The organism is Type-C symbiont of Plautia stali (genome assembly GCF_059730935.1).
This window is the reverse complement of sequence record NZ_AP035923.1, coordinates 3,889,704-3,915,537: the sequence shown is the minus strand read 5'-3', so window position 1 is coordinate 3,915,537 and position 25,834 is coordinate 3,889,704. Positions and strand designations below refer to the sequence as shown.

Genomic DNA, 25,834 nt, shown 5'->3' with positions numbered 1-25,834 from the left:
TCATCAGCTTAGGTAAAATCAGTGTTGAGCGTTGCCGGTCGCGGACGGACGTTATGCGGCAACAGCGTTGCCAGCCAGTGCAGTCCGGCGGTCAGGCCACGGAACAGGCGGCGCAGCGGTGCCGGACCATACTCCGCCAGCCGCAAATAGCCTTTGAAGCCGAGCAGCATAATGTCCGCCAGGCTCTGCACCGGTTTATCCTCCGGAAAACCGTCCTGCCACAGCGCCCAGGTATCGGCGCGCGCAAAGGTGCACTGAATAAATTCGATGTGCTGGCGGGTGGAGAGCTGGTGCAGGCGGATACCCGCGCGGCGGCCAAATACGCGCTGTACCTGGCACGGGAAGCTGAACTCCTGCTGTCCGCGCCGCAGCAGCAGCGAGACGCTTTCGTTCTCGCGCAGTGCATCCGGCTCGCGCAGTTCGACGCCCACGCCGCCGTCAGAGTAGTCGCGCAGCGTGCACGGCAGCATATGACCATCGGCGCGTGCCAGCGCCGCCGGCATGGCGATCTCCACGCGGTGCGCTTCACGGATTTGACGCGCTTCCACCGACACCGCCACCGCGCCGCCGAGAATAATCATGTTGTAAACCACCCACACCAGACTGACCCAGATGGTGAGCAGCTCATTGGCCGGGCCATGCGCCATGCGCCAGAAGCCCATGCCGATACCGGCAATGTTCAGCAGCACCAGCAGCATGTAGGGTTTGGTGATCACCCAGTCGAGATGGCGCTCTTCTACCAGGCCCCCTTTGGCGGTCACGTTGAATTTGCCTTTGTGCGGATTAAACAGCGCGACCGTGGTGGGGCGGGCGATGTACCAGGCGAGCACGGTTTCATACACCTCGCTCCAGAACGAGTGGCGCCAGCGCCCCTGGATGCGCGAGTTGGTCAGACTGGTATGCACCATGTGCGGCAGCACGTAGATGGCGATGGCCAGCGCGGGTGCATAGATGATGTAGGCATGGCACAGCAGAAACGCCAGCGGCGCCAGCAGAAAGATCAGCCGGGGAATACCGGCAAGAAAGTGCAGCATGGCATTGGCGTAACACAGTCGCTGTACCAGCTTCAGCCCTTTGCCAAACAGCGGATTATCGAGACGGAAGATCTGCACCATGCCGCGCGCCCAGCGGATGCGCTGGCCAATATGCGCTGACAGACTTTCGGTCGCCAGCCCGGCGGCCTGTGGAATGCGGATGTAGGCTGAGGTGTATCCGCGGCGGTGCAGTCGCAGCGAGGTGTGCGCATCTTCGGTTACCGTCTCTACCGCGATACCGCCAATCTCATCCAGCGCGCTGCGGCGCAGCACTGCGCAGGAGCCGCAGAAAAAGGCGGCATCCCAGGTGTCGTTACCATCCTGCACCAGACCGTAAAACAGCGAGCCTTCATTCGGCGTCTGGCGGAAACGGCCGAGGTTGCGCTCAAACGGGTCTGGCGAGAAGAAGTGGTGCGGCGTCTGCAGCATGCCCAGCCGGTGATCTTTCAGGAACCAGCCCATGGTGAGCTGCAGGAACGAGCGTGTCGGCACGTGGTCGCAGTCAAAAATCGCCACGTATTCGCTGCGGCAGGTGGTTTTCAGCGCATGGTTGATGTTGCCGGCCTTGGCGTGTTCGTGGCTGGGACGCACCACGTAATTGACGCCCACGCTGGCGGCAAACTCGCGGAACTCCTCGCGCGTGCCGTCATCAAGAATATAGATGTTGAGTTTATCCTGCGGCCAGTCGATGCCCAGCGCAGCATAGATGGTGGGTTTGACCACGCTGAGCGGCTCGTTGTAGGTCGGCACCAGAATATCGACGCTGGGCCAGCTGGCGATCTCCGGCGGCATAGAGACCGGCTGGCGGTTGAGCGGCCACAGCGTCTGGAAATAGCCCAGCACCAGTACTGTCCACGCGTAGGTTTCCGCGCCAATCAGCAGCAGACCAAACGTCAGGCTGAGCGGATCGTCCCAGTTGAGGGTTTCCGTATAGCGCCACCACAGATAGCGGCAGGAGATGGTGAGCGACAGCACAATCAGCATGATGGTCACCAGCCGGCCCGGCATACGGCGCACCAGCATGGCCAGCGCCCACAGCAGCAGCACAAATACAAACTGCGTGGTGATATCAAACGGCTGCGAGATGCACAGCAGCGCCAGCAGGCTGGCAGCGATCGCCACTACGATGAACAGCAGCTGACGCACGCGCCGTGGCAGGCACTGCAGCCAGCGTTCGCTGCGCTGCGGCACGCCGCTGTGCTCCAGCCGCGCCGGCAGCTGCGCCAGCCATTGATACAGCTGCTGGCGCCAGCGAAACAGCGAGCCAAAGGCGTTAAAACGTTTACGCTCGCTGCGCGCGCTGCCGTCCAGCGGCAGCGTGATAAGCAGCCACAGGCTCTGAAGTGCATAGCGCACAATATCGAGCGGACGCGGGCGCAGCGGAGAGATATGCGGGAAGTAGCGCTGACGCTGCTGCAGCACGCGCCGCCACGCCGGCGTTTCCAGCCGCAGCAGCGACCAGGCGAGCACGCACCACAGCAGATGCAGCGCGACCGTTAACCGCCCGGCGCCGTGCTGACGCGCCAGGTGCGCGCGCTGCTGCAATGCCTGCGAGGCCTGCGGCACCAGCAGCCAGCGCAGCGCATTCATGCGCCACCTCCGGCGACATGCAGCAGCAGCCAGTTGGCCAGCGTATTGATCTCTTCGCTGGCCAGCGCATGCGGACGCCAGGCGCCCACCGGCTGTTTCATCATCAGCGCTTCCGCCAGCGCTTCATCGCGATGAATCACCTGTGGAATCAGGTTCTTAAGCGAGCGCAGCCACAGCTGATGCAGATCCTGCTGCAGCTGGCTGTTGGCGTTGAACTGGTTAATCAGAAACAGCGTCTGCGGCGAAAAGTGCGCGCGGTGCAGGCGCAGCTGGCAGTTGGCATCCAGCGTTAACAGCTGAAGCAGCCGATCGGCGGCCGGGATGAACGCCTGCTGCCACGGCAGCAGATCCGCCGGAAGGTCGAAAATAATCCACTGATAGCGCTGTTTCAGGGCCGGCAAAGCCTTAAGCAGCGGTTGTGCAATTTCCGCTGTCGCTGCGTTCAAGGATAAGGTCTGCTGATGCGTGAGCGTGCCAGACGGCAGGAAATCCAGCCCCGGCTGATAGCGCAGCGCGCTGTGCTGCCACGGCTGGTTATCCAGCTGCGCACGCAGCCAGCCGTGCGGCGTGTCGAGCGGCAGATTAAAGTGGGCCGCCAGTTGGTTGGCTGGCGAAAGGTCGATAAGCAGCACCGACTGCTGCAGCGCGTTTAGCGCCCAGCCCAGCGCGGCACTGAGTGCCGTCGCGCCGCACCCGCCGCGCAGCCCCTGTAAGGCGAGAACCGGCATTAGCGTGGTGACTCCGGTCCCTGCGTGCATTCCTGCAACAACGGCCAGCGCGACAGCAATTGTTGCAGACGCGCTTCACGGGCAATATCAATATAGCGAAACGCCTTCAGTGAAAAGGCGTCACTCAGGGCGTTAATATCATCCTGATCTTCGCTGCCGACAGCGATCAGTGAAAAAGCATTTTCAGTTTTCATTACTTTTTTGCCACCAAAGAAACGACAACGGATAAAGAGGGGTGATATTTTTCTTGTCGCGTATAAAACCGCAGCCAGCGATTTCTGACCCGGCAAAGTCAAACAGTCTGGCGCGTGCGCAGCTTTTTTTATTTCAGCAGTTCCAATCGTTGCCGTCTATATTAAACTAGCCTGGATTGTACAGATCGCGACGCTAATATGAAAAATCTTTATACGCTTGGCCTGCAGCAGGTACAACAGGAATTAATCGCCCTGCAGTCGCCGGGATTTTACTGGATAACCTGCCAGCGGCCCGAAGACGCACGAACGCTGTTACGTCAGGTGGTTAGCCAGCAAAAGGCGGCCACGCTGGTGAGCGCGGATGAACCCCCGCAGGCGCTGTTAACGCCCGATCCGCCCGGCGGTCCGGAACGTATTCCCTTATTTTCGCTGTCTGCCAATAAAGCCAGCCTGCAACATCTGGCCAGCGATATGGCGCGCGTAATGAATAAACGTAGCGGTCTGGTCATGTTTTATAGTCAGGCGGCGCTGTGGAACAAATTATCCCCGGATGAACTGACCGTGTGGATAAAAGGCTTGCGCCGGGTTCTGTTAAAAAAACAAATGACGCTGCTAATGATCACCTGCGGAACCGCAATTATTCCCCTGCGAAATCATCTGCAGCGTTATTTTCGTCAGCTTGATGGTGTCGCTCATTTAGAATTTCAGCAGGATAGCTGGCAATATCGAATTAACTGGTGGTACTCCGCCGATAAATTGCTGGCCGACCGCGCTATCCGCCTGAACTGTATTGATAATCAGTTTATTGCGCAGGCTGAAGCCGCCGCGTCGCAGCCGCTGAGCCTCAATGATGAAAACCAGTTTCTGGCCCAGCAGGATGTGCTGGAAGGGGCGCCGCCGCTTTCCGCGCAGTGGCAACTGTTCAGCGATAACGAGAGCGTGTATGCGCGCGCGCAGCAGGCTAACGCCGCCACGGTCATCTTTAGCCTGGCCCATAATCAGGATGTACCGACTCTGGCGAGCATGGTCCATGGTTTGCGGCGATCGCGCGGCAACGCGCTGAAAATAGTGGTGCGGGAACTCGGTACCAGCCTGCGCTACAGCGATGAACGTTTGCTGCTGGCGTGCGGCGTTAACAGCATTGTCCCAACGGCGGCGCCGCTGTCGCGCTTGCTGACTGCACTGGAAGGCGTGCAGGGCCAGCAGTTTACCCGCCACGTGCCGGCCGATCTGCCGGCGCTGGTGCAGGCGCTACAGCCGCTGCAGCAGAAAGGCTATTTGCCGCTGGAGCGTTTCTGTGCGGCGGTACAGCAGTTGATGAACAATACGCTGCTGCCGGAAAACGACAAAGGGCTGATGGTGGCGCTGCGCCCGGTGCCGCAGCTGTCGCCGCCTCAGGTGCTGACGCTGTGTAAACCACGTCGTTTTGGCGACCTGGTGACGCTGGTTGACGATCGGCTCTATTTATTCCTCTCTTCCTGCCGCTTTAACGACCTGGACATTGCCCTGAAATCGATATTTTCCCTGCCGCACGACGAGCTGTTCAGCAACCGCATGGTGTGGTTTGCCGACAATCAGATTTTGTCGGAGGTGAATAAAGTGCGGCAGCTGACGCCGGTGGCGCAGTTCGAACCGCTCAGGGTACCGGCCGCTGCTCAACCTGCCGCGCCGGCAGCGGCCGCGCCGCGCGGCCCTCAGACGCCGCAGCCGATCATCATCGACCTCGGGGAACCGCACGTATGACGCTGATGGATGGTGTGCAGGTGGCGATCCTGCTGTTACTGATTTTGCTGTTCCTGAAATCGCTGTGGCGACGCTGGCTGCCGCAGCGCAGCACCAGCCTGCTGATGCGCCTGTTACCTGCCCGCGCCCTCAAATCGGAAGGGCAGTGGCAACGCCAATCGACCAAAACGGATAAACATGGATAACACACCTTCGACGCTGCACGCGGCGCGCTGGCGCGGCCTCGGCGGCTGGAACTTTTACTTTCTGATCAAATTTGGTCTGTTGTGGTACGGCTATCTCAACTTCCATGCACTGAGTAATCTGGTGTTTCTGGCGTGGCTGCTGTTTCCGCTGCCGTCAGCGCGGCTGCATCGTCTGCGCCAGTGGGTTTCGCTGCCGATTGGCTTCGCGCTGTTCTGGCACGATACCTGGCTGCCGGGTCTGAACTCGCTGCTCAGCCAGGGCAGCCAGGTGGCGGGATTCTCGCCGGCCTATCTGCTGGATTTGCTGCAGCGCTTTATTAACTGGGAGATGATCGGCGCGGCCTTTGTGCTGCTGGTGATTTACCTGTTCGTGGCGCAGTGGATTCGCGTCACCGTGCTGGTGTCACTGGCGCTGATCTGGCTGAACGTACTGACGCTCGCCGGCCCGGCGGTCAGCCTGCTGCCCAGCAAAGCCGCCGCACCGCCGGTGGCGCTGAACGACAAACCGGCCGCCAGCCCGGCCGCGGCGGGACTCGATCAAAGCGCGCCGCCCACCAGCGCCAACCTCACCGCGTGGCTGAATCGCTTTTACGACAGCGAACGCCAGCGCGTCACGCACTTCCCTGATGCGCTGCCCGCCGATTCGCAGCCGTTCGATATTCTGGTGATCAACATCTGTTCGCTGGCGTGGTCGGACATTGATGTGGCGCAGCTGCGTGACCATCCGCTGTGGAAGCACTTTGATATCGTGCTGAACAACTATAACTCCGCCACCGGCTACAGCGGCCCGGCCGGTATTCGCCTGCTGCGCGCCAGCTGCGGCCAGACCTCACACAGTAACCTGTATAAAGCCACCGACCAGCGCTGCTATCTGTTTGATAATCTGGCGAAGCTGGGCTTTAAGCAGCAGCTGATGATGGACCATACCGGCGTGTTCGGTAACTACCTGAAAGAGCTGCGCGAGGACGGCAACATGCAGGCGCCGCTGATGTCGCAGGCCGGGATTGCGCCAGAGCTGACGTCTTTTGATGGTTCGCCGGTGTACAACGACGGGCAGCTGATGCAGCGCTGGCTTGATGATCGCAGCAAAAGCAGCGATGCGCGCAGCGCCACCTTCTACAACCTGATTCCGCTGCACGACGGTACGCGCGAGCTGGGCAGCACCCACACCGCCGAGTGGCAGCCGCGCGCACGGATGCTGTTCGACCAGCTCGATACCTTCCTGACCAATCTGGAGAAGTCGGGACGCCGGGTGATGGTGCTGGTGGTGCCGGAGCACGGTGCGGCACTGCAGGGGGATAAAATGCAGATGTCCGGGCTGCGCGACATTCCGAGCCCGGGCATCACCCACGTGCCGGTTGGCATTAAATTTGTTGGCATGAAAGCGCCGCATCAGGGCCAGCCGCTGACCATCGATACACCTGTCAGCCTGCTGGCGATTTCCGAGCTGGTGTCGCGGGTGGTGGACGGTCAGGTGTTTAACGCACCGAACGTCAACATGTCGGTGCTGGCGGACAACCTGCCGCAGACGCCGGTGGTGTCGGAAAATGATAACGCCGTCGTGATGATGTATCAGGGCAAACCGTGGATTCGCCTTAACGGCGGCGACTGGGTAGCCTATCCGCAGTAAAACCTGAGCGGCAAACGGTGCGGGCTGGCGCGCACCGTTTTGTCTCTGCGCCGCTAATGGCTGACAAAATGCTGAAACCGCGCGCAAAGCGGGGCAGTTGCGTGATTTTCGCCTTTATCCCGGCGCAAAAAAATGCTGACCTGGGATATACTTGCTGCGCATTCCGGCAACTGTCACGGCCCCCGGCGGCCAGGAGAGGTTTTGTTGCGCGTCAGTCGTTCGTTAACGATAAAGCAGATGGCCACCGTGTCCGCCGTGGCGCTGGTCACCATCTGTATTTTTATCGTCATCCAGTTATTCCATTTTGTGCAGCAGCGCAGGGTGGATTACGCCCAGCAGATGGAGAACGTCGCGCATACCGTGCGTCAGCCGCTGTCCGAAGCGGTGCTCAAAGCCGATATCCCGCAGGCCGAACGCATTCTGAATACCCTTAAGCCGGCGGGCATTCTGTCGCGCGCCGATGTGGTGCTGCCGAACGCCTTCCAGGCGCTGCACGCCGACTTCGCGCCGGAGAAACCGGTGCCGCGCTTTGTCGCCCGGCTATTCGAACTGCCGGTGCAGATTACGCTGCCGCTCTATTCGGTCGAGCGCAGCGGGCTGCCGAAGCCGATTGCCTATCTGGTGCTGCAGGCTGATTCGTCGCGCGTTTATCAGTTCCTGCTCAGCACGCTGTCCACCATGATCACCACCTATCTGCTGCTGGCGCTGATTCTGTCCGTGGCGATCAGCTGGTGTATCAACCGGCTGATCGTGCATCCGCTGCGTAATATTTCGCGTGAGCTGCAGGAGCTGCCGCCGCCCGCCATTCTCACTCATAAGCTGGCGCTGCCGCACAATCATCGCGACGATGAGATCGGCATGCTGATTCGCAGCTACAACCGCAATCAGCAGGTGCTGGAGTCGATTCACGATGAGATGAGCCGGCTGACCACCCATTTCGCGGTGACCGATTTGCCCAACCGCGCGCTGTTTCTGGCGCTGCTTGATCAGCACATCCGCCATCGCCACAGCCAGCAGCCGTGGGGGCTGATGGTGATCCGCATCGAAACCCTGCAGGAAGCCAATGGCGTCCTGAGCGATGAGCAGCGCGATACGCTGATGCTGACGCTGGTGGAAAAAATCCGCAGTACCATTGATGACCATACGCTGCTGGCACAGACCGGACCGAGTGACTTTGCGCTACTGATGAAGCGCGCGCACAACCCGTTTCGCGCCATGCGGCTGGCGCGCAACCTGATGCTACGCATCAACCAGCCGGTGAACCTGTATCAGCTGCAGCTGCGCCCTAACGCCAGCATTGGCCTGGCGCTGCACGATGACAACACCGTGTCCGCAGGCGAACAGCTGGCGCGCGCCACGTCGGCGATGATGTCGGCGCGCCATCAGGGTAAAAACCAGATTCTGTTCTTTGACCCGGCGCTGACCGAGCGGGCGCAGAAGCGCTTAACCCAGGAGCACGACATCCTGCAGGGCCTGCAGGATGGCCAGTTTGCGCTCTATCTGCAGCCGCAAATCAATATGGCCACCGGCGAGCTGGCCGGCGCAGAAGCGCTGCTGCGCATGCGAATGCCGGACGGCAGCTATGGTTTATCCGAAGAGTTCATCGCCAGCGCCGAAGAGATTGGCGTCATCTCCGCGCTCGGCCGCTGGGTATTTGAAGAGGCGTGCCGCATTATCGCTGGCTGGCAGCGCCACGGCATCAATCTGCCGCTCAGCGTGAATATCTCCGCAGTACAGCTGCGCGATGCCAGCGTGGTGAGCCATCTGCAGGGGCTGCTGGAGCGCCACCGCATTGCGCCGGGTAACTTCGTGCTGGAGATCACCGAAACCGCGCAGATTGGCGATGCTGAACAGGCGATGGCGCTGCTGCGCTCGCTGCAGCAAACCGGGGTGGCGGTCGCGCTGGATGATTTCGGCATGGGCTACTCCAACCTCAACTACCTGCATCAGTTCAAAGCGCTGCCGGTCAATAAGCTGAAAATGGATCGCAGTTTTGTCGCCGCGCTGCCGGATGATGACACCATGGTGCGCATCGTGGCGGCAATTGCCGATATCATTCACCTCGACGTGATTGCCGAAGGCGTCGAAACCGCCGAGCAGCGCGACTGGCTGCTGGCGCGCGGAATTACTATAGGACAGGGCTATTTATATGCTGAAGCCCTGCCGTTATCGGTGTTTAACCAGCGCTGGCTGGCCAGCTCGTCACCGTCTGAATAATCACCTTATTTATTGATTTTCCTTGCAGAATTGCACCGTTATGGGGTGCTGAAGCGTTTCAGTTCATAGTTAGAGTTTTGTAACTTTTGTAAGGAATGTAAGGGTATACTAATCCTGTTAACAGAGTGTTATTTTCCTCGCCATCGGTAAGGTCATACGCTTCCAGGCGGCTTGCCGCATGCGTTTCTCCATAACAATGGCGGTGAATGCCGTCTATACCTGGACACCTGTTATGAAACTGTTCAAAAGCCTCTACTTTCAGGTGCTGGTTGCCATCGGCATCGGCGTCCTGTTAGGCCACTACTACCCTGAGTTAGGCGCGCAAATGAAGCCGCTTGGCGATGGCTTCGTTAAGCTAATCAAGATGATCATCGCCCCCGTGATTTTCTGTACGGTGGTGACCGGTATTGCCGGCATGGAGAGCATGAAAGCAGTTGGACGGACCGGCGCAGTAGCGCTGCTCTATTTCGAAATTGTCAGCACCATCGCGCTGATTATCGGTCTGGTGGTGGTCAACGTGATCCAGCCGGGCGCGGGGATGAACGTCGATCCGGCGACGCTGGATGCCAAAGCGGTTGCGGTCTACGCGCAGCAGGCTGAGCAGCAGGGCGTGATTGCCTTCCTGCTGGACGTGATCCCGAACAGCGTAGTCGGTGCCTTCGCCAGCGGTAACATCCTGCAGGTGCTGCTGTTCGCTATCCTGTTTGGCTTTGCGCTGCATCGCCTCGGTAACGCCGGCACCGTGATGTTCAACGTCATCGAGAGCTTCTCGAAAGTGATTTTTGGCGTGATCAACATGATCATGCGTCTGGCGCCGATTGGTGCGTTCGGCGCCATGGCGTTCACCATCGGTAAATATGGTGTCGGATCGCTGGTGCAGCTCGGTCAGCTGATTATCTGCTTCTACATCACCTGCGTACTGTTCGTGGTGATTGTGCTGGGGATTATTGCCCGCTGGGCCGGCTTCAACATCTTTAAGTTTGTTGCCTACATCAAAGAAGAGCTGCTGATTGTACTGGGTACATCTTCTTCCGAGTCGGCGCTGCCGCGCATGCTGGATAAGATGGAGAAGCTGGGCTGTAAGAAATCGGTGGTCGGGCTGGTGATTCCAACTGGCTACTCGTTCAACCTCGATGGCACGTCGATTTACCTGACCATGGCGGCGGTGTTTATCGCTCAGGCGACCAACGCCCACATGGATGTCTTCCACCAGATCACGCTGTTAGTGGTGCTGCTGCTCTCCTCCAAAGGCGCGGCAGGGGTGACCGGCAGTGGCTTTATCGTGCTGGCGGCAACGCTGTCGGCGGTGGGACATCTGCCGGTGGCCGGTCTGGCGCTGATTCTCGGCATTGACCGCTTCATGTCGGAAGCCCGTGCGCTCACCAACCTGGTGGGTAACGGTGTGGCGACTGTGGTGGTGGCGAAGTGGGTCGGCCAGCTCGATGAAGCGCAGATGAAAGCGACGCTTTCTTCAGCGAAAAAGGTCAATAACGCTTCACAGACCAGCGCGTAACCCTCTATTTGCGTTAATTTGTCGTGAAATGCCCGCTGTCGCTTGCCCTGACAGCGGGCATTTGCATAATAACCCCATTGATTTTTTTCCCGATTTTTTTCCTCGTCGCGCGACATCCTGGCCTTCCTGTGGTCAAAGAGTCTGTCGTTGAATAAACGTGGCGGCAGCCTGCCGCCGTGGTTCGCTGAAAAGCGGCCGCCTATGGCGCGCACGAGCGTTTATCTGTTTGAGTAGGGGTTCACATGCAGGGCACCAGAATTCGGCTTTTGGTTGGCGGATGGCTGCTTGCGGCATCTGGCTTCGGCGTCCACGCCGAAACACTTCAGCCTGATCCCGCCTGGCAGGAAGGCAAACTGGACAATGGTTTCAGCTGGCAGCTGCTGACCACACCACAACGTCCGAGCGATCGCATCGAGCTGCGCCTGATAGTTAATACCGGTTCGCTGGTGGAAAGCGCCCAGCAAACCGGGTTCAGTCATCTTTTACCGCGTCTGGCAATGGTGCATAACACCGCGCTGGATACCAATCAGCAGCGCGCACTGTGGCAACAGGCGATGGATCCGCAGCGACCGCTGCCGCCGGCCATCTCGTCTTATGATTTCACCCAATACAACCTTAGCCTGCCGAACAACCGGCCGGAGCTGCTGAAAGAGGCGCTCAGCTGGCTGGCGGCCACCGCCGGTAAAATGACCATCAATGAGCAGGTGGTGTCGACCGCACTGACCGCCACCGATCCCATCGCGACCTGGCCGCCCAATACGCAGGATGTGTGGTGGCGCTATCGCCTGAAAGGGTCGACCATGCTGGCGCATGATCCTGGCGAACAGCCGCGCGCGCCGGTGGATATCGCGCAGCTTAATGCCTTTTACCAGCAGTGGTACACGCCGGACGGCATGACGCTGTACGTGGTGGGCAACGTGGATAGCCGCAGCATGGCGGAGCAAATCAACAAAGCGTTCTCGCCACTGCAAGGCAAACGGGTGGCGCCCGCGGCGCTGCCCACGCTGTCGCCGCTGCCGCATCAGCCAATCAACCTGGTTAACGGCGGCATGATGCAGGATCGCCTGTCGCTGGTGTGGGATACGCCATGGCAGCCGATTCGCGACTCGCAGAATCTGCAGCGCTACTGGCAGAGCGATCTGGCGCGTGAAGCGCTGTTCTGGCACGTCCAGCGCGCGCTGGCCGACAGCAAAGCGCAAAGCGTGCAGGTTGGCTTCGACTGTCGCGTGCTGTATCAGCGTGCGCAGTGCGCCATTAACATGGATTCGCCTAACGCGTCGCTGGCGCAGAACCTGAACCAGGTGGCGCGTGAGCTGGCCACCGTGCGTGACAAAGGTCTGCCGCAGGAGGAGTTTGATGCGCTGATGGCGCAAAAGCTGCTGGAACTGAACAAACTGTTTGCTACCTACGCGCGCACCGACACCGATATTCTGATGGGGCAACGTCTGCGCTCGCAGCAGAATTCCGTGGTGGATATCGCGCCGGAGCAGTACCAGAAACTGCGTCAGGCGTTTCTCAGCGAGTTAACGCGCGACCAGCTCAACCAGGAGCTGCGCCAGCAGTTAACGCAGGAGCTGACCATGGTGCTGATTCAGCCGCAGGGTGAGCCCGAAACCAACGTCAGGATGCTGCAGGACAGCTGGGACAAGGTGATGAAGGTTCCGGATGCGCCTGCCGCCGCCGCTACCCCGGATGAGGCTAAACCCGAAAATAATGGCAGCGCGAGCGCGACTGATGCGGCTCAACCCTCGTCATGACACAGGGCGCATGAATCCCCGCAATAAGGTGCGCTGCAGCAAGGCGGCACGGGTGTTCATCCTCAGGAGCTTACGTAAGCGACCGGGATGAACGCGCGCCGCCAGCGCCGCTGCGGTTCAAAGTAGCAGGGGCATCAGGTCTTTGCGCGCAGCCATTCGGTCACCAGCATCGGCCAGCTGGCCAGCGGCAGATCCGCCACGCCACGAATCCCAAAGCCGTGGCCGCCTTTCTGATAAAAGTGAATTTCCGCCGGCACCTTGTGCTCACGCAGGGCACTAAAAAACACCATGCTGTTATTAACGGAAACCGTCTCATCGTCAGCGGCGTGGATCAGCAGCGTCGGCGGCGTCTGGCCGTGCACGCGCGTCTCCAGCGAATAAGCCTCAATGCTTTTCTGATCCGGCCACGCGCCCAGCAGGCGGGTGCGTGAACTTTCATGCGCCAGACCGTCGCGCATGCTAATGACCGGATAAAGCAGTACCATCGCATCAGGCCGCGGTGACAGGCTGTCGGCCTGATCCTGCAGCGGATAGATTTTTTCGCCAAAGCGGGTGCCGAGGCTGGCGGCCACGTGCCCGCCGGCCGAAAAGCCCATCATCACGATGTACTTTCCGTTCAGGCCGCGCTGTGAGCGCTCGCGCAGCACGCGCACCGCACGCTGGGCATCAGCCAGCGGCGCATCCGGTCCTTCATGATGGCCGTCGTACGGCAGGCGATAGGTCATTACCGCCAGGGTGTAACCCATCGAGGTGAAAAAGGTGGCGAGGGCGCTGCCTTCGCGGTCGATCAGTACGCGCTGATACCCGCCGCCCGGTGCCACCAGCAGGGTGATACCGTTTGAGGTTTCCGGATGCCAGATCGCCATCTCCGGGCAGCGCACACCGGTGGCGGCGCGGTCGTAAGGTTCGAACTCTCTGGCCAAATCGACGATCTGCGGCTGAGCGCGCGAGTCACTCGCGCCTGGCGCGTCGCCGTGCGGCCAGATATTGATAATTTCTGTGTGCATAAATCTGTCCTGAGCGAGTCATGTTGTCGTTATTGTGTTCGCGGTCGACCTGACAGCTTCCTGCTGTGGTTGATTAAAACATGGTCTTTTTTCGCGCGATCGTCCAGCCGAAAACCGCCGGCGTCGCCAGTTTCGGACTATGCCTGGCGGTCGGGTTTATCGTCGTAATGCATTGAATTTAAATCAGTCTGATTAGCGGCATTTAAGTGGTGAGCGTCAGGCAGAGAGGAGGCTGGATGGCGTGCGTCATTAGTAAAAATTGCCCGGTGAATCTGCGTCATTAAGCCAAATTTTCACGGTGATATTTTTCAGCGTAATAATCAATTTGCCGTCAGGGCAGAGGGGAAACTGTCGCGACGCGTAGCAGGCAGCGCGGCGCGACACTCGTATGCGGTATTAAACGGTTTTTGGCATCGCGCTGTGCGGAATAATCGCGCCGCGATGCTGGATCACCGTACTGGCGGTGAGATGGCCGCGCGCTGCGGCCTGCTCCACGCTGCCACCCGCGAGGCGCACGGCCAGATAACCGGCGCTGAAGGAGTCACCTGCGGCGGTGGTATCGACAATCTGCGCCGGAGCCAGTTTGATGGCCGCAACATCCCGCAGCGGCTCGTCGCCGTGCGCCACCAGGCAGGAGTCGGCACCACGTTTGATCACAATCTCCTGCACGCCGGCGGCGCGCGTGCGCGCAATCACGTCCGCCAGCGGCTGTTCGCCCCACAGCAGGTGTTCATCATCCAGCGTCAGGAAGGCGATATCGGTGTGGCGTAGCATCGCCGCATACGCCTGCTGCGCACTGGCGCTATCCGCCCACAGACGCGGCCGGTAGTTGTTGTCAAAAATCACGGTACCACCGTTTTGCCGGCAGGCACTGAGCAGCGCCATCAACTTTTCGCGGCTGGCCTCAGGCAGGATCGCCAGGCTGATGCCGCTCAGGTAGAGATAGTCGTAATGCGCCAGCTGCTGACAGATGGCCCCGGCCTGCGGGCTATCCAGCCAGAAGCGCGCGGCAGCATCGCTGCGCCAGTACCAAAAGGTGCGCTCGCCGTGGGCATCGGTTTCGATGAAGTAAAGCCCGGGCATTTTGTCCGGCAGGCGCTGCACCAGTTGCGTGTGCACCTGCTCCTGCTGCCAGGCCGCGATCATCTGGTCGCTGAAGCTGTCGGTGCCAAGCGCGGTGACATACTCCACACGCAGCTGGCTGGAATCGCTCTGCCGTGCCAGATAGACCGCGGTATTCAGCGTATCGCCGCCAAAGCCGCGTTTGATGTTCTCACCTTTTTCGGACAGCTCAATCATGCATTCGCCAATAATGGCGATGGTTTTCTGCGTCATGGTGTTTGGCCTGTAGTGAATGCTGCGCTCTAGTCTCGCGTCTGGTATGGCAGTCGTCAATGCTTTTTAAAACGCTGTTTTAATTTGCCTTAAGGCGTAAAACCGCGCTTCTGCACCGATTTAGCGGCCAAACCGGGGGTTGTTTTGCCGATTAAGCCGCGGACACGCTGCTAGACTCAACAGCTCGTGTGGCTGCGCAGACCAATAAAGTTATCCAGGGGAGAGCCGATACTTGCCACTGAGATGCTATTTGCAGGCACTCAATACCAACCAGGAAAACACCATGGTGATGAAGAATTTGAGTCATCGGCTGCCTTTTTCTCCCGAACTTGAGCAACAACAGGAAACCCGTCTTTACTGGCAGCAGTGCCAACGGTGCTACACTTTCCAGCCGATTTACCAGGTTTCTGGCCGCTTACTGGCTATTGAACTGCTTACCGCCGTGGTGCATCCCGCCGCACCTGAGCAAAACGTGTCACCCGAAGACTATTTCGAGGCGCTGACCATTGCCCAGCGTCTCGACATCGTCCAGGAGCAGCTTGAACTGTTAATACAATGGGCTTCTTTCTTCAGTCAGCGTCAGCTGGTGGCCTCCGTCAATATTGATGGGCCCACGTTACTGGCCATTCAGCAGCATGCGCCCGTGCGCGCGCTGATCGTCCAGCTGCCGTGGGTGCGCTTCGAACTGACCGAGCATCACGCGCTGCCGCAGGAAGAGATGGTGGCGCAGATGCCGGAGCTGGGCCCGCTGTGGCTGGATGACTTTGGGTCCGGCATGGCGAACTTCTCCGCGCTGACCGAACTGCGCTACGACTACATCAAGCTTTCGCGCGAGCTGTTTATGCTGCTGCGCGCCAGTGATGAAGGGCGCTCGCTGTTCTCCATGCTGCTGGCGCTGATTAACCGTTACTGTAACGGCGTGATCGTCGAAGGGGTGGAAAACGAGGAGGAGTGGCAGCAGGTACGCAACTCGCCCGCCATGGCCGCACAGGGCTATTATTTTTCACGTCCGCTGCCGTTTAACCAGCTGGAAAACCTGGTACTTGAGCTTCCGTGATTCCGTTCTGCCGCGTCTCGACTATCTTTAAGGAGACGTGGAAGGGCAAGGAGGAGGCAAAATGTCGCGTACAGGAAAAATAATTAGCTGGGTGGTCGGGATTTTATTGTTGCTGGTTGTGGTGGTCGTGGTGATTATCGCCACCTTTGACTGGAACCGCCTGAAGCCAACCATCAACCAGAAAGTCTCGGCAGAACTGAACCGGCCGTTCGCTATTCGCGGCGATCTTGGCGTAGCCTGGGTGCGCAATCGCGAAGAGCCAGGCTGGCGCAGCTGGGTGCCGTGGCCGCAGGTGCACGCTGACGATGTCATGCTCGGTAATCCGCCCAGCGTGCCGGAAGTGACGATGGTGCATTTGCAGCGGGTGGAAGCCACGCTGGCGCCGCTGGCGCTGCTGCACAAAGAGATTTACCTGCCGTGGATTAAGATGCAGCAGCCGGATGCGCGACTGGTGCAGACCGCCGATAAGAAAAATAACTGGACCTTCAACCTCGCCAGCAGCGAAAACAGCGATCCCAACGCGCCGCCTTCGGCATGGTCATTCCGCCTTGATAATATCCTGTTCGATCAGGGACAGCTGCGCTATCGCGACGCCATCAACAAAGCCGATGTCACGGTGAAGATCAATCCGCTGGGCAAACCGGTGCCGTACGCGCAGGTCGCGGGCGGTAACGACCAGCAAAAAGGGGCCGGCGATTTTGTGTTTGGCTGGCAGGCAAGCGGGACCTACAACAACCAGAAACTCGATGGCGACGGTAAGATTGGCGGTATGTTGTCGCTGCGCAGCAAAACCACGCCGTTTCCGTTGCAGCTCGACGTACGCAACGGCACCACACGTGTGCGCGTGGATGGCACCCTGCAGGATCCGCTCAATCTCGGCGGGCTGGATGTGCGGCTGCGTTTCTCCGGCGACACGCTGGCAAATCTGTACGGCTTAACCGGCGTGCTGCTGCCGGACACGCCACCGTATGAAACTGACGGCCATCTGATTGCGCGTTTCAACGAAGAGAAAGGGCCGCTGTTCCGCTACGAAAAATTCAACGGTAATATTGGTGACAGCGATATTCACGGTTCGCTCAGCTACCGTCAGGGCAAACCGCGTCCGACGCTGAGCGGCGAGCTGACGTCGAACCAACTGCGTATGGCGGACCTTGGGCCGCTGATTGGGGTTAACTCCGGCAAGGGCAGTGAAAAAACGGCGCAGGCCAAAGCGCAGCGCGGTGAGGCCAGCACCCAGCCGGCGGATCGCGTGTTGCCACATGACAAGTTCGATACCAAAAACTGGGATGTGATGGACGCTGACGTGAAGTTCAGCGGCAAGCGTATCGAGCACAGCAGCAAGCTGCCGCTCAGCGATCTCTACACCCATCTGCAGCTGAAAAATGGCGACCTGCTGCTGGATCCGCTGCGCTTCGGCATGGCCGGCGGCAGCATTAATTCGACCATCCATCTGGAGGGCGATCGCTCACCGATGCGCGGCCGCGCCGACCTGCATGCGCGCAAGCTGCAGCTGCGTCAGCTGTTCCCGGATGTCACCGCCATGCAGCGTAGTCTCGGCCAGCTCAACGGGGATGCCAGCCTGACCGGCACCGGCAATTCGGTGGCCGACCTGCTGGGCACCAGCAATGGCGAGCTGAAACTGTTGATGAACGATGGCCTGATCAGCCGCAGCCTGATGGAGATTGCCGGGCTGAACGTCGGTAATTATGTGGTGGGTAAACTGTTTGGCGACGATGAGGTGCGCATCAACTGTGCCGCGACCGACCTGAATATTAGACAGGGACTGGCGACGCCGCGGCTGTTCGTGTTCGATACCGAGAACGCGGTGATTAACGTTACCGGCAACGCTAACTTTGCTAATGAACGACTGGATCTGTCGATCAATCCGGAGAGCAAGGGCATTCGTATCATTACGCTGCGTTCGCCGCTGTATGTGCGCGGCACCTTCAAAAATCCGGATGCCGGAGTCAAAGCCGGTCCGCTGCTGGCGCGTGGTGCCGCAGCCGTCGCGCTGGGGGCGGTGGTCGCGCCGGCGGCTGCACTGCTGGCGCTGATTTCGCCGAGCGACACCGATGACAATCAGTGCAGCAACGTGCTCCAGCAGATGAAAAGCAAAAAGTGATCAGTTACGCCACAGCACTTTGATGATGTGGTAGCCAAAAGCGGTTTTCACCGGTCCGTAAGGTTGCAGCAGCGGGCAGGTGAACACCGCTTTATCAAACGCCGGCACCATCTGCCCTTTGCGAAACTCCCCCAGATCGCCCCCGTTACGCCCGGACGGGCAGGTCGAGTGTTTTTTTGCCAGTTGCTGAAAGTTCGCGCCTTTTTCCAGCTGCGCCAGCAGCGCTTTCGCCTGCGCTTCCTGTTTCACCGGGATATGTAAAGCCGCCGCGGTTTTCGCCATGATGGTGTTCCGTTATGTATGTATAATATTCGACGCATTATAGCGTAGTGCGCGTCAGTTGTAGGGTCGCCATTGATGGCGACCTTTGCGCTCAGGTGCGCATCAATGCGCACCCTACGGCGCGATGTAAATCTTCCTGTCTGATTAAATTGAGTGATGTTTTTCTATGCGTCTTAATCCCGGCCAACAACGTGCTGTCGAATTTGTCACCGGTCCCTGTCTGGTGCTGGCCGGTGCGGGCTCCGGTAAAACCCGCGTGATCACCAATAAAATCGCCCATCTGATCCGTGAATGCGGCTATCAGGCGCGCCATATCGCGGCGGTGACCTTCACCAACAAGGCGTCGCGCGAAATGAAAGAGCGCGTGGCGCAAACGCTGGGACGCAAAGAGGCGCGCGGCCTGATGATCTCAACCTTCCACACGCTGGGCCTGGAGATCATCAAGCGCGAGTACAAGGCGCTCGGCATGAAATCGACCTTCTCGCTGTTCGACGATCAGGATCAGCTGGCGCTGCTTAAGGACCTGACCAAACAGTGGCTGGAAGAAGATAAAACCCTGTTGCAGCAGCTGATTTCCACCATCTCCAACTGGAAAAACGACCTGGTCGATCCGCAGGGCGCGGCCGGCCTCGCCAAATCACAGCGCGACCAGATTTTTGCCCACTGCTACGCGCTGTACGATCAGCATCTGAAAGCCTGTAACGTGCTGGATTTCGACGATCTGATTCTGCTGCCGACCCTGCTGCTGCAGCGGAATCAGGAGGTGCGCGAACGCTGGCAACAGCGCATCCGCTATCTGCTGGTGGATGAGTATCAGGACACCAACACCAGCCAGTATGAGCTGGTGAAGTTGCTGGTCGGCGCCCGGGCGCGCTTTACCGTGGTCGGCGATGACGATCAGTCTATCTACTCGTGGCGCGGCGCGCGGCCGCAGAACCTGGTGCTGCTGAAAGAGGATTTCCCGGCGCTGGAAGTGGTGAAGCTGGAGCAGAACTATCGCTCGACGCAGCGTATTCTTAAATGCGCCAATATCCTCATCGCCAACAATCCGCACGTGTTTGAAAAGCGGCTGTTCTCTGAGCTGGGCGAGGGCAGCGAGCTGAAAGTGCTGAGCGCCAACAACGAAGATCACGAAGCCGAGCGCGTGGCGGGCGAGCTGATTGCCCATCACTTTATTAATAAAACCCAGTACAAAGATTACGCCATTCTTTATCGCGGTAACCATCAGTCGCGCGTGTTTGAAAAGCTGCTGATGCAGAACCGTATTCCTTATCGCATCTCCGGCGGCACGTCGTTCTTCTCGCGGCCAGAAATCAAAGACTTGCTGGCCTATCTGCGCGTGCTGACCAATCCGGAAGATGACAGCGCGTTTCTGCGCATCGTGAACACGCCGCGCCGCGAGATCGGCCCCGCGACGCTGCAGAAGCTGGGTGAATGGGCCAATCTGCGCAACAAAAGCCTGTTTAACGCCAGCTTTGATATGGGGCTGGAACAGACGCTTTCCGGGCGCGGGCTGGAGCATCTGCAGCGCTTTACCCACTGGCTGAATGACATCATTCAGCTCACCGAGCGTGAACCGGTGAATGCGGTGCGCGACCTGATTCGCGGCATCGACTACGAAAGCTGGCTGTTCGAAACCTCCCCCAGCCCGAAAGCGGCGGAAATGCGCATGAAGAACGTCAATACGCTGTTTCAGTGGATGACCGAAATGCTGGAGGGCGACGAACTTAACGAGCCGATGACGCTGGCGCAGGTGGTGACGCGCTTTACCCTGCGCGACATGATGGAGCGCGGTGAGAGTGACGAAGAGCTCGATCAGGTCCAGCTGATGACGCTGCACGCCTCGAAAGGGCTGGAGTTCCCCTATGTCTATCTGGTGGGCATGGAAGAGGGGCTGCTGCCGCATCAGAGCAGTATCGATGAGAACAATATCGAAGAGGAGCGTCGCCTGGCCTACGTGGGCATCACCCGCGCGCAGAAAGAGCTGACTTTTACCCTGTGCCGCGAGCGCCGTCAGTACGGCGAGCTGGTGCGTCCGGAACCAAGCCGCTTCCTGCTGGAATTGCCGCAGGATGATGTGGCGTGGGAGCGTGAGAAAAAGGTGATCAGCGCCGAAGAGCGGGTGAAAACCGGGCAAACGCGTGTCGCCGGCTTACGTGCGATGCTGGAGAACGCGAAGAAGGGGTAATGGTTTCGTCACAGCCGCAAGCCTGGCCTGTGGCGAAATCTGTTGCGCGCGCCGCAGAGGCAAAGCGCCCGGCAAAGCAAACTTCACTCGCGTAAAGGCGCAGTTGCCGGGCGTTTTTCAACGCAGCAGCAGCAGGTTCGATCAGGAAATCGTCAGCAGCCAGTGCACATACGACTGGTAATGGCTCTCCTGCTCCAGCAGCTCGGCGCGCAGCGGATGCGCAGCCAGCCAGCCTGCCGGCAGCGTCAGATGCAGCGCATCATCATCCGCCTGCAGACGCACCGCCGGCAGCGTGTCGTCGCGCCGCCGGCTGGAGAAGATGATTGCCAGCCGCAGCAGACGGCTCAGTCGCTCAGCCATGCGCGGCGGCACGGCGTTTTGCTGCGTCAGCAGCGCCAGATCAATGCTGCCGCTCTGGTTCTGCAGCAGGCAGGCCAGCATTTTTTTCTGTGCGGGGGTGAAACCAGGAAGATCGAGATGGCGAATCAGATACGCGGCGTGCTGCGGTGCCTGGCGGAAATCGACGCTCAGGCCAATTTCGTGGATTGAACAGGCGCTGAGGAGTAAATCGCGACATCGCTGATCCAGCTTCCAGCTGCTGCTCACCTGACGGAAAAAGCTCTCTGCCAGCTGGCGCACGCGGCCCGCCTGCTCAACATCAATGGCGAAACGACGCTGAACGTTCTGCAGCGTGCGGCTGCGAATATCGCGGTCAATCGGCAGATGCAGCATGCCGTACACCAGCCCTTCGCGCAGTGCGCCGCCGGCCAGCGTCATGCTCTCAATGCTCAGCTCGTGGAAAATGGCGATCAGAATCGACAGGCCGCTGGGAAACACCAGCGCGCGCTCCAGCGTCAGCCCTTCAATCTCCAGCTCCTCCAGCTTGCCGCACTGAATGGCACGCTGTTTGAGCTGCTGCAGTTTGCTCAGAGTGATGCGCTCATCCATGCCCTGCGCCACCATGATCTCCTGCAGCGCCTGGACGGTGCCGGACGCGCCCACGCAAATCTGCCAGCCTTTCTCTCGCAGTGCCGGCGCAATCGGACGGATCATTTCACGTGCGGCCTGTTCGGCCTGGGCAAAGTTCTCTTTGGCGAGATGACGATCGCTGAAGAAGCGCTCCAGCCAGGTCACACAGCCCATCGACAGGCTAAACAGCGTCGTGGCGTGCGCACCTTCGCCGGTCACCAGCTCGGTGCTGCCGCCGCCGATATCGACCACCAGCCGCTGGTCAGAGCCGCCGGTGGTGTGCGCAACACCCTGATAGATCAGGCGCGCTTCTTCCTCGCCGCTGATGACGTTCACCGCACAGCCGAGAATCTGTTCCGCCTGAGTCAGAAAATCCTGCGCGTTGCTGGCAATGCGCAGCGTGGCGGTTGCCACCACGCGGATTTGTTCCGGGGGAATGTCCTGCAACTGCTCGGAGAACAGACGCAGGCACTGCCAGCCGCGCTGCATCGCCTCAGCTGAGAGATGGTTGGCCGCATCAAGACCTGCCGCCAGACGCACCTTGCGTTTAATTCGCGCGACGGTCTGAATACTGCCGGACACTTCGCGCACCACCAACATATGAAAGCTGTTAGAACCTAAATCAATCGCAGCATAAAGTGACGATGCGCTTAGCATGTGTGCTTAACCCGAACGTTTACGGTTGTTGTTGCGCGGGGCACCGCCGCGACGGTTGCTGTTGTTGCCACCGCGACGTGGACCGTTGCCCGAGCGGTTACGCTGCAGGCGTTTCGGTGGCGGCAGGTCGCTCAGCAGGGCGTCGCTGTTGTACTTGCTCACCGGAATACCATGACCGATGTACTCTTCAATCGCCGGCAGGTTGAGCGCGTACTCTTCACAGGCCAGGCTGATGGAGTGACCGCTGGCGCCAGCACGACCGGTACGGCCAATGCGGTGCACGTAATCTTCGCGATCGTCCGGCAGGTCGTAGTTGAAGACGTGCGTAACTGCCGGGATGTGCAGGCCGCGCGCGGCGACGTCGGTGGCAACGAGGATATCCACATCACCTTTGGTGAAGTCGTCCAGAATGCGCAGGCGTTTTTTCTGCGCCACGTCGCCGGTCAGCAGGCCTACGCGGTGACCATCGGCAGCCAGGTGGCCCCAGATATCTTCACAGCGGTGCTTGGTGTTGGCGAAGACGATGGCGCGATCCGGCCACTCTTCTTCCAGCAGGGTCTGCAGCAGACGCATCTTCTCTTCGTTCGAAGGATAGAACAGCTCTTCTTTAATGCGGTGGCCGGTTTTCTGCTCGGGCTCAACTTCAACGTATTCGGCGTTGTTCATGTGCTCGAACGCCAGTTCACGTACGCGATAAGAAAGCGTGGCCGAGAACAGCATACTCAGGCGCTGGGTGGCCGGCGGCATGCGGCGGAACAGCCAGCGAATGTCTTTAATGAAGCCGAGATCGAACATGCGATCTGCTTCATCCAGTACCACGACCTGAATGGCGCCGAGGTTGATGTGATTTTGTTTGGCGTAGTCAATCAGGCGTCCGGTGGTGCCCACCAGAATATCGACGCCGTCTGCCAGCACTTTCAGCTGCTTGTCATAGCCATCGCCGCCATAGGCGAGGCCCAGCTTCAGACCGGTGGCCTGCGCCAGCGGCTCGGCATCGGCATGAATCTGCACCGCAAGCTCACGCGTCGGTGCCATGATCAACGCGCGTGGCTGATTAACCTGGCGGCCTTCAGCAGCAGGATGAGAAAGAAGATAATGAAACGTTGACGTCAGGAACGCCATCGTTTTGCCGGTACCGGTTTGCGCCTGACCCGCGACATCACGCCCTGAAAGCGCAAAAGGCAACGCGAGCGCCTGAATCGGCGTGCAGTTATGAAAGCCTTTCTTATCAAGGGCTTCCACTACCTGTGGGTGCAGGGCGAAGTCGGAAAACTTCTGTTCTGTTAAGTGTGTTTTGCTCATAGTGTGGTAGAATATCAGCTTACTATCGCTTTACGAAAGCGTATCCGATGAAATAAAGTCAACCTACGTTGGTATATTTTACGCCAATTCGCCAGGCATAATCTTTGGAGTTAAACATGAGCAGCGATAAAATCGTTCACCTGACCGATGACAGTTTCGACACTGACGTGCTGAAAGCCGACGGTGTGACGCTGGTAGATTTCTGGGCTGAATGGTGTGGTCCTTGCAAAATGATCGCCCCGATTCTCGACGAAGTCGCAGAAGAGTACGACGGTAAGCTTACCATCGCCAAGCTGAACATTGATGAAAACCCAGGTACTGCGCCAAAATACGGTATTCGCGGTATCCCGACCCTGCTGCTGTTCAAGAACGGCGAAGTGGCGGCGACCAAAGTGGGTGCGCTGTCTAAAGGTCAGCTGAAAGAGTTCCTGAACGCTAACCTGGCCTAAGCCCGGCGCGGTGTTTGTTCGGCAGTGGTGAATTTTTTCGCCACTGCTGGACGTCTCCCTTCAGGCGTGTTAAGTTGACCTCACTGCATTACGCACTTACCTTGTAGTTTGCATCTAAAGTTTTCCCTTGTCAGACCCAGCTCGCATTGAACGTTTTCGTGGTTTGGCAATCTGACGGCTAGCACATTCGGCATCACCTTTCGACCGTCTCCTCGCTTCCTATCGCCACATCTGACGATAACCGTCGAGCAGCGTTGAAAAAGAGCCATTAACAGGCATGGAATTTTTGCCATACCATTCACGACAAACATTTCGAGAATTACCCCGAGTTTAAGAACCCATCACTATGAATCTTACCGAATTAAAGAATACGCCGGTTTCTGAGCTGATTACTCTCGGCGAAAATATGGGGCTGGAAAACCTGGCGCGTATGCGCAAACAGGACATTATTTTCGCCATCCTGAAACAACACGCGAAGAGCGGCGAAGACATCTTCGGTGATGGTGTGCTGGAGATACTGCAGGATGGATTTGGTTTCCTCCGCTCCGGAGACAGCTCCTACCTCGCCGGTCCCGATGATATCTACGTTTCTCCCAGCCAAATCCGCCGCTTCAACCTCCGCACTGGTGACACCATTTCTGGCAAAATCCGCCCACCGAAAGAAGGTGAACGCTATTTTGCGCTGCTGAAAGTTAACGAAGTTAACTACGACAAGCCAGAAAACGCCCGTAGCAAGATTCTGTTTGAAAACCTGACGCCGCTGCACGCGAACAACCGTCTGCGCATGGAGCGTGGTAACGGTTCGACCGAAGACCTGACGGCGCGCGTGCTGGATCTGGCATCGCCAATCGGTCGTGGTCAGCGTGGTCTGATCGTCGCACCGCCGAAAGCCGGTAAAACCATGCTGCTGCAGAACATCGCGCAGAGCATCGCGTACAACTACCCTGACTGCGTGCTGATGGTGCTGCTGATTGACGAGCGTCCGGAAGAAGTGACCGAAATGCAGCGTCTGGTGAAAGGCGAAGTTATCGCATCTACCTTTGACGAACCGGCCTCGCGTCATGTGCAGGTTGCAGAGATGGTGATCGAGAAGGCTAAGCGCCTGGTCGAGCACAAAAAAGACGTTATCATCCTGCTGGACTCCATCACCCGTCTGGCGCGCGCCTACAACACCGTAGTGCCGGCGTCGGGTAAAGTCCTGACCGGTGGTGTTGACGCCAACGCCCTGCATCGTCCGAAGCGTTTCTTCGGTGCGGCACGTAACGTGGAAGAGGGCGGCAGCCTGACCATCATCGCCACCGCGCTGGTTGATACCGGTTCGAAGATGGACGAAGTGATTTACGAAGAGTTTAAAGGTACAGGTAACATGGAACTGCACCTGTCACGTAAAATCGCTGAGAAGCGCGTGTTCCCGGCTATCGATTACAACCGTTCCGGTACGCGTAAAGAAGAGCTGCTCACCTCTCAGGAAGAGCTGCAGAAGATGTGGATCCTGCGCAAAATCATCCATCCGATGGGTGAAATTGACGCGATGGAGTTCCTCATCAATAAACTGGCAATGACCAAAACCAACGACGAATTCTTCGATATGATGAAACGCTCGTAATCTGTTGCCGCCGGTAACGGCCTGAGCCAGCCGGCTAACGGCACAAATTGCCAGGATTTATGACTAACGCCACGTCTTAACGTGGCGTTTTTCATTTGTGGGCATTAGGATTATGCCTGTCAGGAAGCAGACATATTGACTGAGGCAGCAAAGCGGCGGTTTTTTCAGCAAACGCACGCGCTGCGACAGAATTCAGACCAGGGATATACAGCAATGGCGGGAAAATTGCTTATTGTTGTCCATGATTTTAGCTGAGAGCGTTAACGTGA

At 58.8% G+C, this 25,834-nt stretch carries 19 protein-coding genes; 11 read left to right on the top strand and 8 right to left on the bottom strand.

The window, feature by feature from the left end:
• Positions 1-8: 8 nt before the first annotated feature.
• Genes bcsA through bcsR form a run of 3 tightly spaced genes read right to left on the bottom strand, consistent with a single transcriptional unit; the run spans position 9 to position 3,546 of the window.
• Positions 9-2,624 (bottom strand): UDP-forming cellulose synthase catalytic subunit, encoded by a 2,616-nt coding sequence (gene bcsA, locus AC6I7J_RS18420; protein ID WP_498006372.1) that lies wholly within the window; start codon positions 2,622-2,624, stop codon positions 9-11.
• On the bottom strand, positions 2,621-3,352 hold the full coding sequence (gene bcsQ / locus AC6I7J_RS18415) for a cellulose biosynthesis protein BcsQ (RefSeq protein WP_021507006.1): 732 nt from the start codon (positions 3,350-3,352) through the stop codon (positions 2,621-2,623). The genes bcsA and bcsQ overlap by 4 nt, the downstream gene beginning before the upstream one ends.
• Positions 3,352-3,546, bottom strand: a complete 195-nt coding sequence (gene bcsR / locus AC6I7J_RS18410; protein WP_021507005.1) for a cellulose biosynthesis protein BcsR — start codon at positions 3,544-3,546, stop codon at positions 3,352-3,354. The genes bcsQ and bcsR overlap by 1 nt, the downstream gene beginning before the upstream one ends.
• 198 nt (positions 3,547-3,744) lie before the next feature.
• Between bcsR and bcsE the strand changes: the two genes are divergently transcribed.
• The 6 genes from bcsE to AC6I7J_RS18380 all read left to right on the top strand — a co-directional run bounded on the left by bcsE (position 3,745) and on the right by AC6I7J_RS18380 (position 12,591).
• Positions 3,745-5,289 (top strand): cellulose biosynthesis protein BcsE, encoded by a 1,545-nt coding sequence (gene bcsE, locus AC6I7J_RS18405; protein WP_498006369.1) that lies wholly within the window; start codon positions 3,745-3,747, stop codon positions 5,287-5,289.
• Positions 5,286-5,474, top strand: a complete 189-nt coding sequence (gene bcsF, locus AC6I7J_RS18400) for a cellulose biosynthesis protein BcsF (RefSeq protein WP_010617915.1) — start codon at positions 5,286-5,288, stop codon at positions 5,472-5,474. The genes bcsE and bcsF overlap by 4 nt, the downstream gene beginning before the upstream one ends.
• A complete protein-coding gene (gene bcsG / locus AC6I7J_RS18395; RefSeq protein ID WP_498006367.1) occupies positions 5,467-7,104 on the top strand; it encodes a cellulose biosynthesis protein BcsG in 1,638 nt (545 codons plus the stop codon). Before bcsF ends, bcsG begins: the two co-directional genes overlap by 8 nt.
• Before the next feature lie 204 nt (positions 7,105-7,308).
• Positions 7,309-9,321, top strand: coding sequence for a biofilm formation regulator HmsP (gene hmsP / locus AC6I7J_RS18390; protein ID WP_021507002.1), 2,013 nt, complete (start codon positions 7,309-7,311; stop codon positions 9,319-9,321).
• A 232-nt stretch (positions 9,322-9,553) separates the two neighbouring features.
• The gene (locus tag AC6I7J_RS18385) at positions 9,554-10,834 is read left to right on the top strand and encodes a dicarboxylate/amino acid:cation symporter (protein ID WP_031279619.1); all 1,281 of its coding nucleotides are present in this window, start codon (positions 9,554-9,556) and stop codon (positions 10,832-10,834) included.
• 242 nt (positions 10,835-11,076) lie between these two features.
• Positions 11,077-12,591 carry a M16 family metallopeptidase gene (locus AC6I7J_RS18380; RefSeq protein ID WP_264249806.1) on the top strand — a complete coding sequence of 505 codons (1,515 nt, stop codon included), beginning with the start codon at positions 11,077-11,079 and terminating at the stop codon, positions 12,589-12,591.
• 134 nt (positions 12,592-12,725) lie between these two features.
• Here AC6I7J_RS18380 and AC6I7J_RS18375 read toward each other — a convergent pair whose 3' ends face one another.
• Together AC6I7J_RS18375 and kdgK are read right to left on the bottom strand one after the other, a co-directional pair.
• Positions 12,726-13,598, bottom strand: a complete 873-nt coding sequence (locus tag AC6I7J_RS18375; RefSeq protein WP_058771051.1) for an alpha/beta hydrolase — start codon at positions 13,596-13,598, stop codon at positions 12,726-12,728.
• 396 nt (positions 13,599-13,994) lie between these two features.
• Complete coding sequence (kdgK, locus tag AC6I7J_RS18370; RefSeq protein ID WP_498006365.1) at positions 13,995-14,933, bottom strand: 2-dehydro-3-deoxygluconokinase; 939 nt, start codon at positions 14,931-14,933, stop codon at positions 13,995-13,997.
• Positions 14,934-15,216: 283 nt separating this feature from the next.
• On the opposite strand from kdgK, the gene pdeH reads away from it, so the two are divergent.
• Together pdeH and AC6I7J_RS18360 are read left to right on the top strand one after the other, a co-directional pair.
• Positions 15,217-15,990, top strand: coding sequence for a cyclic-guanylate-specific phosphodiesterase (gene pdeH / locus AC6I7J_RS18365; protein WP_498007242.1), 774 nt, complete (start codon positions 15,217-15,219; stop codon positions 15,988-15,990).
• Positions 15,991-16,051: 61 nt separating this feature from the next.
• Positions 16,052-18,112, top strand: coding sequence for an AsmA family protein (locus tag AC6I7J_RS18360; protein ID WP_498006363.1), 2,061 nt, complete (start codon positions 16,052-16,054; stop codon positions 18,110-18,112).
• Here AC6I7J_RS18360 and ppiC read toward each other — a convergent pair whose 3' ends face one another.
• A complete protein-coding gene (ppiC, locus tag AC6I7J_RS18355) occupies positions 18,113-18,394 on the bottom strand; it encodes a peptidylprolyl isomerase PpiC (RefSeq protein WP_498006361.1) in 282 nt (93 codons plus the stop codon).
• Positions 18,395-18,560: 166 nt separating this feature from the next.
• Between ppiC and rep the strand changes: the two genes are divergently transcribed.
• Positions 18,561-20,582, top strand: a complete 2,022-nt coding sequence (rep, locus tag AC6I7J_RS18350) for a DNA helicase Rep (RefSeq protein ID WP_481658016.1) — start codon at positions 18,561-18,563, stop codon at positions 20,580-20,582.
• Positions 20,583-20,723: 141 nt separating this feature from the next.
• Here the strand turns inward: rep and ppx are convergent, their stop codons facing one another.
• Complete coding sequence (gene ppx, locus AC6I7J_RS18345) at positions 20,724-22,208, bottom strand: exopolyphosphatase (protein ID WP_031279616.1); 1,485 nt, start codon at positions 22,206-22,208, stop codon at positions 20,724-20,726.
• Positions 22,209-22,214: 6 nt separating this feature from the next.
• The gene (gene rhlB / locus AC6I7J_RS18340; protein WP_031279615.1) at positions 22,215-23,510 is read right to left on the bottom strand and encodes an ATP-dependent RNA helicase RhlB; all 1,296 of its coding nucleotides are present in this window, start codon (positions 23,508-23,510) and stop codon (positions 22,215-22,217) included.
• Between the two features lie 116 nt (positions 23,511-23,626).
• Between rhlB and trxA the strand changes: the two genes are divergently transcribed.
• On the top strand, positions 23,627-23,959 hold the full coding sequence (trxA, locus tag AC6I7J_RS18335; RefSeq protein ID WP_021313352.1) for a thioredoxin TrxA: 333 nt from the start codon (positions 23,627-23,629) through the stop codon (positions 23,957-23,959).
• Between the two features lie 346 nt (positions 23,960-24,305).
• The gene (rho, locus tag AC6I7J_RS18330; RefSeq protein WP_021506991.1) at positions 24,306-25,565 is read left to right on the top strand and encodes a transcription termination factor Rho; all 1,260 of its coding nucleotides are present in this window, start codon (positions 24,306-24,308) and stop codon (positions 25,563-25,565) included.
• Positions 25,566-25,834: the final 269 nt, after the last annotated feature.

What these genes read in the sequence shown, in the direction of transcription:
- bcsQ (WP_021507006.1), bottom strand. Translation starts at nt 3,352, where the DNA reads ATGCCGGTTCTCGCCTTACAGGGGCTGCGCGGCGGGTGCGGCGCGACG.
- AC6I7J_RS18380 (WP_264249806.1), top strand. Translation starts at nt 11,077, where the DNA reads ATGCAGGGCACCAGAATTCGGCTTTTGGTTGGCGGATGGCTGCTTGCG.
- bcsE (WP_498006369.1), top strand. Translation starts at nt 3,745, where the DNA reads ATGAAAAATCTTTATACGCTTGGCCTGCAGCAGGTACAACAGGAATTA.
- rhlB (WP_031279615.1), bottom strand. Translation starts at nt 23,510, where the DNA reads ATGAGCAAAACACACTTAACAGAACAGAAGTTTTCCGACTTCGCCCTG.
- bcsG (WP_498006367.1), top strand. Translation starts at nt 5,467, where the DNA reads ATGGATAACACACCTTCGACGCTGCACGCGGCGCGCTGGCGCGGCCTC.
- bcsF (WP_010617915.1), top strand. Translation starts at nt 5,286, where the DNA reads ATGACGCTGATGGATGGTGTGCAGGTGGCGATCCTGCTGTTACTGATT.
- ppiC (WP_498006361.1), bottom strand. Translation starts at nt 18,394, where the DNA reads ATGGCGAAAACCGCGGCGGCTTTACATATCCCGGTGAAACAGGAAGCG.
- rep (WP_481658016.1), top strand. Translation starts at nt 18,561, where the DNA reads ATGCGTCTTAATCCCGGCCAACAACGTGCTGTCGAATTTGTCACCGGT.
- AC6I7J_RS18360 (WP_498006363.1), top strand. Translation starts at nt 16,052, where the DNA reads ATGTCGCGTACAGGAAAAATAATTAGCTGGGTGGTCGGGATTTTATTG.
- bcsA (WP_498006372.1), bottom strand. Translation starts at nt 2,624, where the DNA reads ATGAATGCGCTGCGCTGGCTGCTGGTGCCGCAGGCCTCGCAGGCATTG.
- rho (WP_021506991.1), top strand. Translation starts at nt 24,306, where the DNA reads ATGAATCTTACCGAATTAAAGAATACGCCGGTTTCTGAGCTGATTACT.
- AC6I7J_RS18385 (WP_031279619.1), top strand. Translation starts at nt 9,554, where the DNA reads ATGAAACTGTTCAAAAGCCTCTACTTTCAGGTGCTGGTTGCCATCGGC.
- ppx (WP_031279616.1), bottom strand. Translation starts at nt 22,208, where the DNA reads ATGCTAAGCGCATCGTCACTTTATGCTGCGATTGATTTAGGTTCTAAC.
- AC6I7J_RS18375 (WP_058771051.1), bottom strand. Translation starts at nt 13,598, where the DNA reads ATGCACACAGAAATTATCAATATCTGGCCGCACGGCGACGCGCCAGGC.
- kdgK (WP_498006365.1), bottom strand. Translation starts at nt 14,933, where the DNA reads ATGACGCAGAAAACCATCGCCATTATTGGCGAATGCATGATTGAGCTG.
- pdeH (WP_498007242.1), top strand. Translation starts at nt 15,217, where the DNA reads ATGGTGATGAAGAATTTGAGTCATCGGCTGCCTTTTTCTCCCGAACTT.
- trxA (WP_021313352.1), top strand. Translation starts at nt 23,627, where the DNA reads ATGAGCAGCGATAAAATCGTTCACCTGACCGATGACAGTTTCGACACT.
- bcsR (WP_021507005.1), bottom strand. Translation starts at nt 3,546, where the DNA reads ATGAAAACTGAAAATGCTTTTTCACTGATCGCTGTCGGCAGCGAAGAT.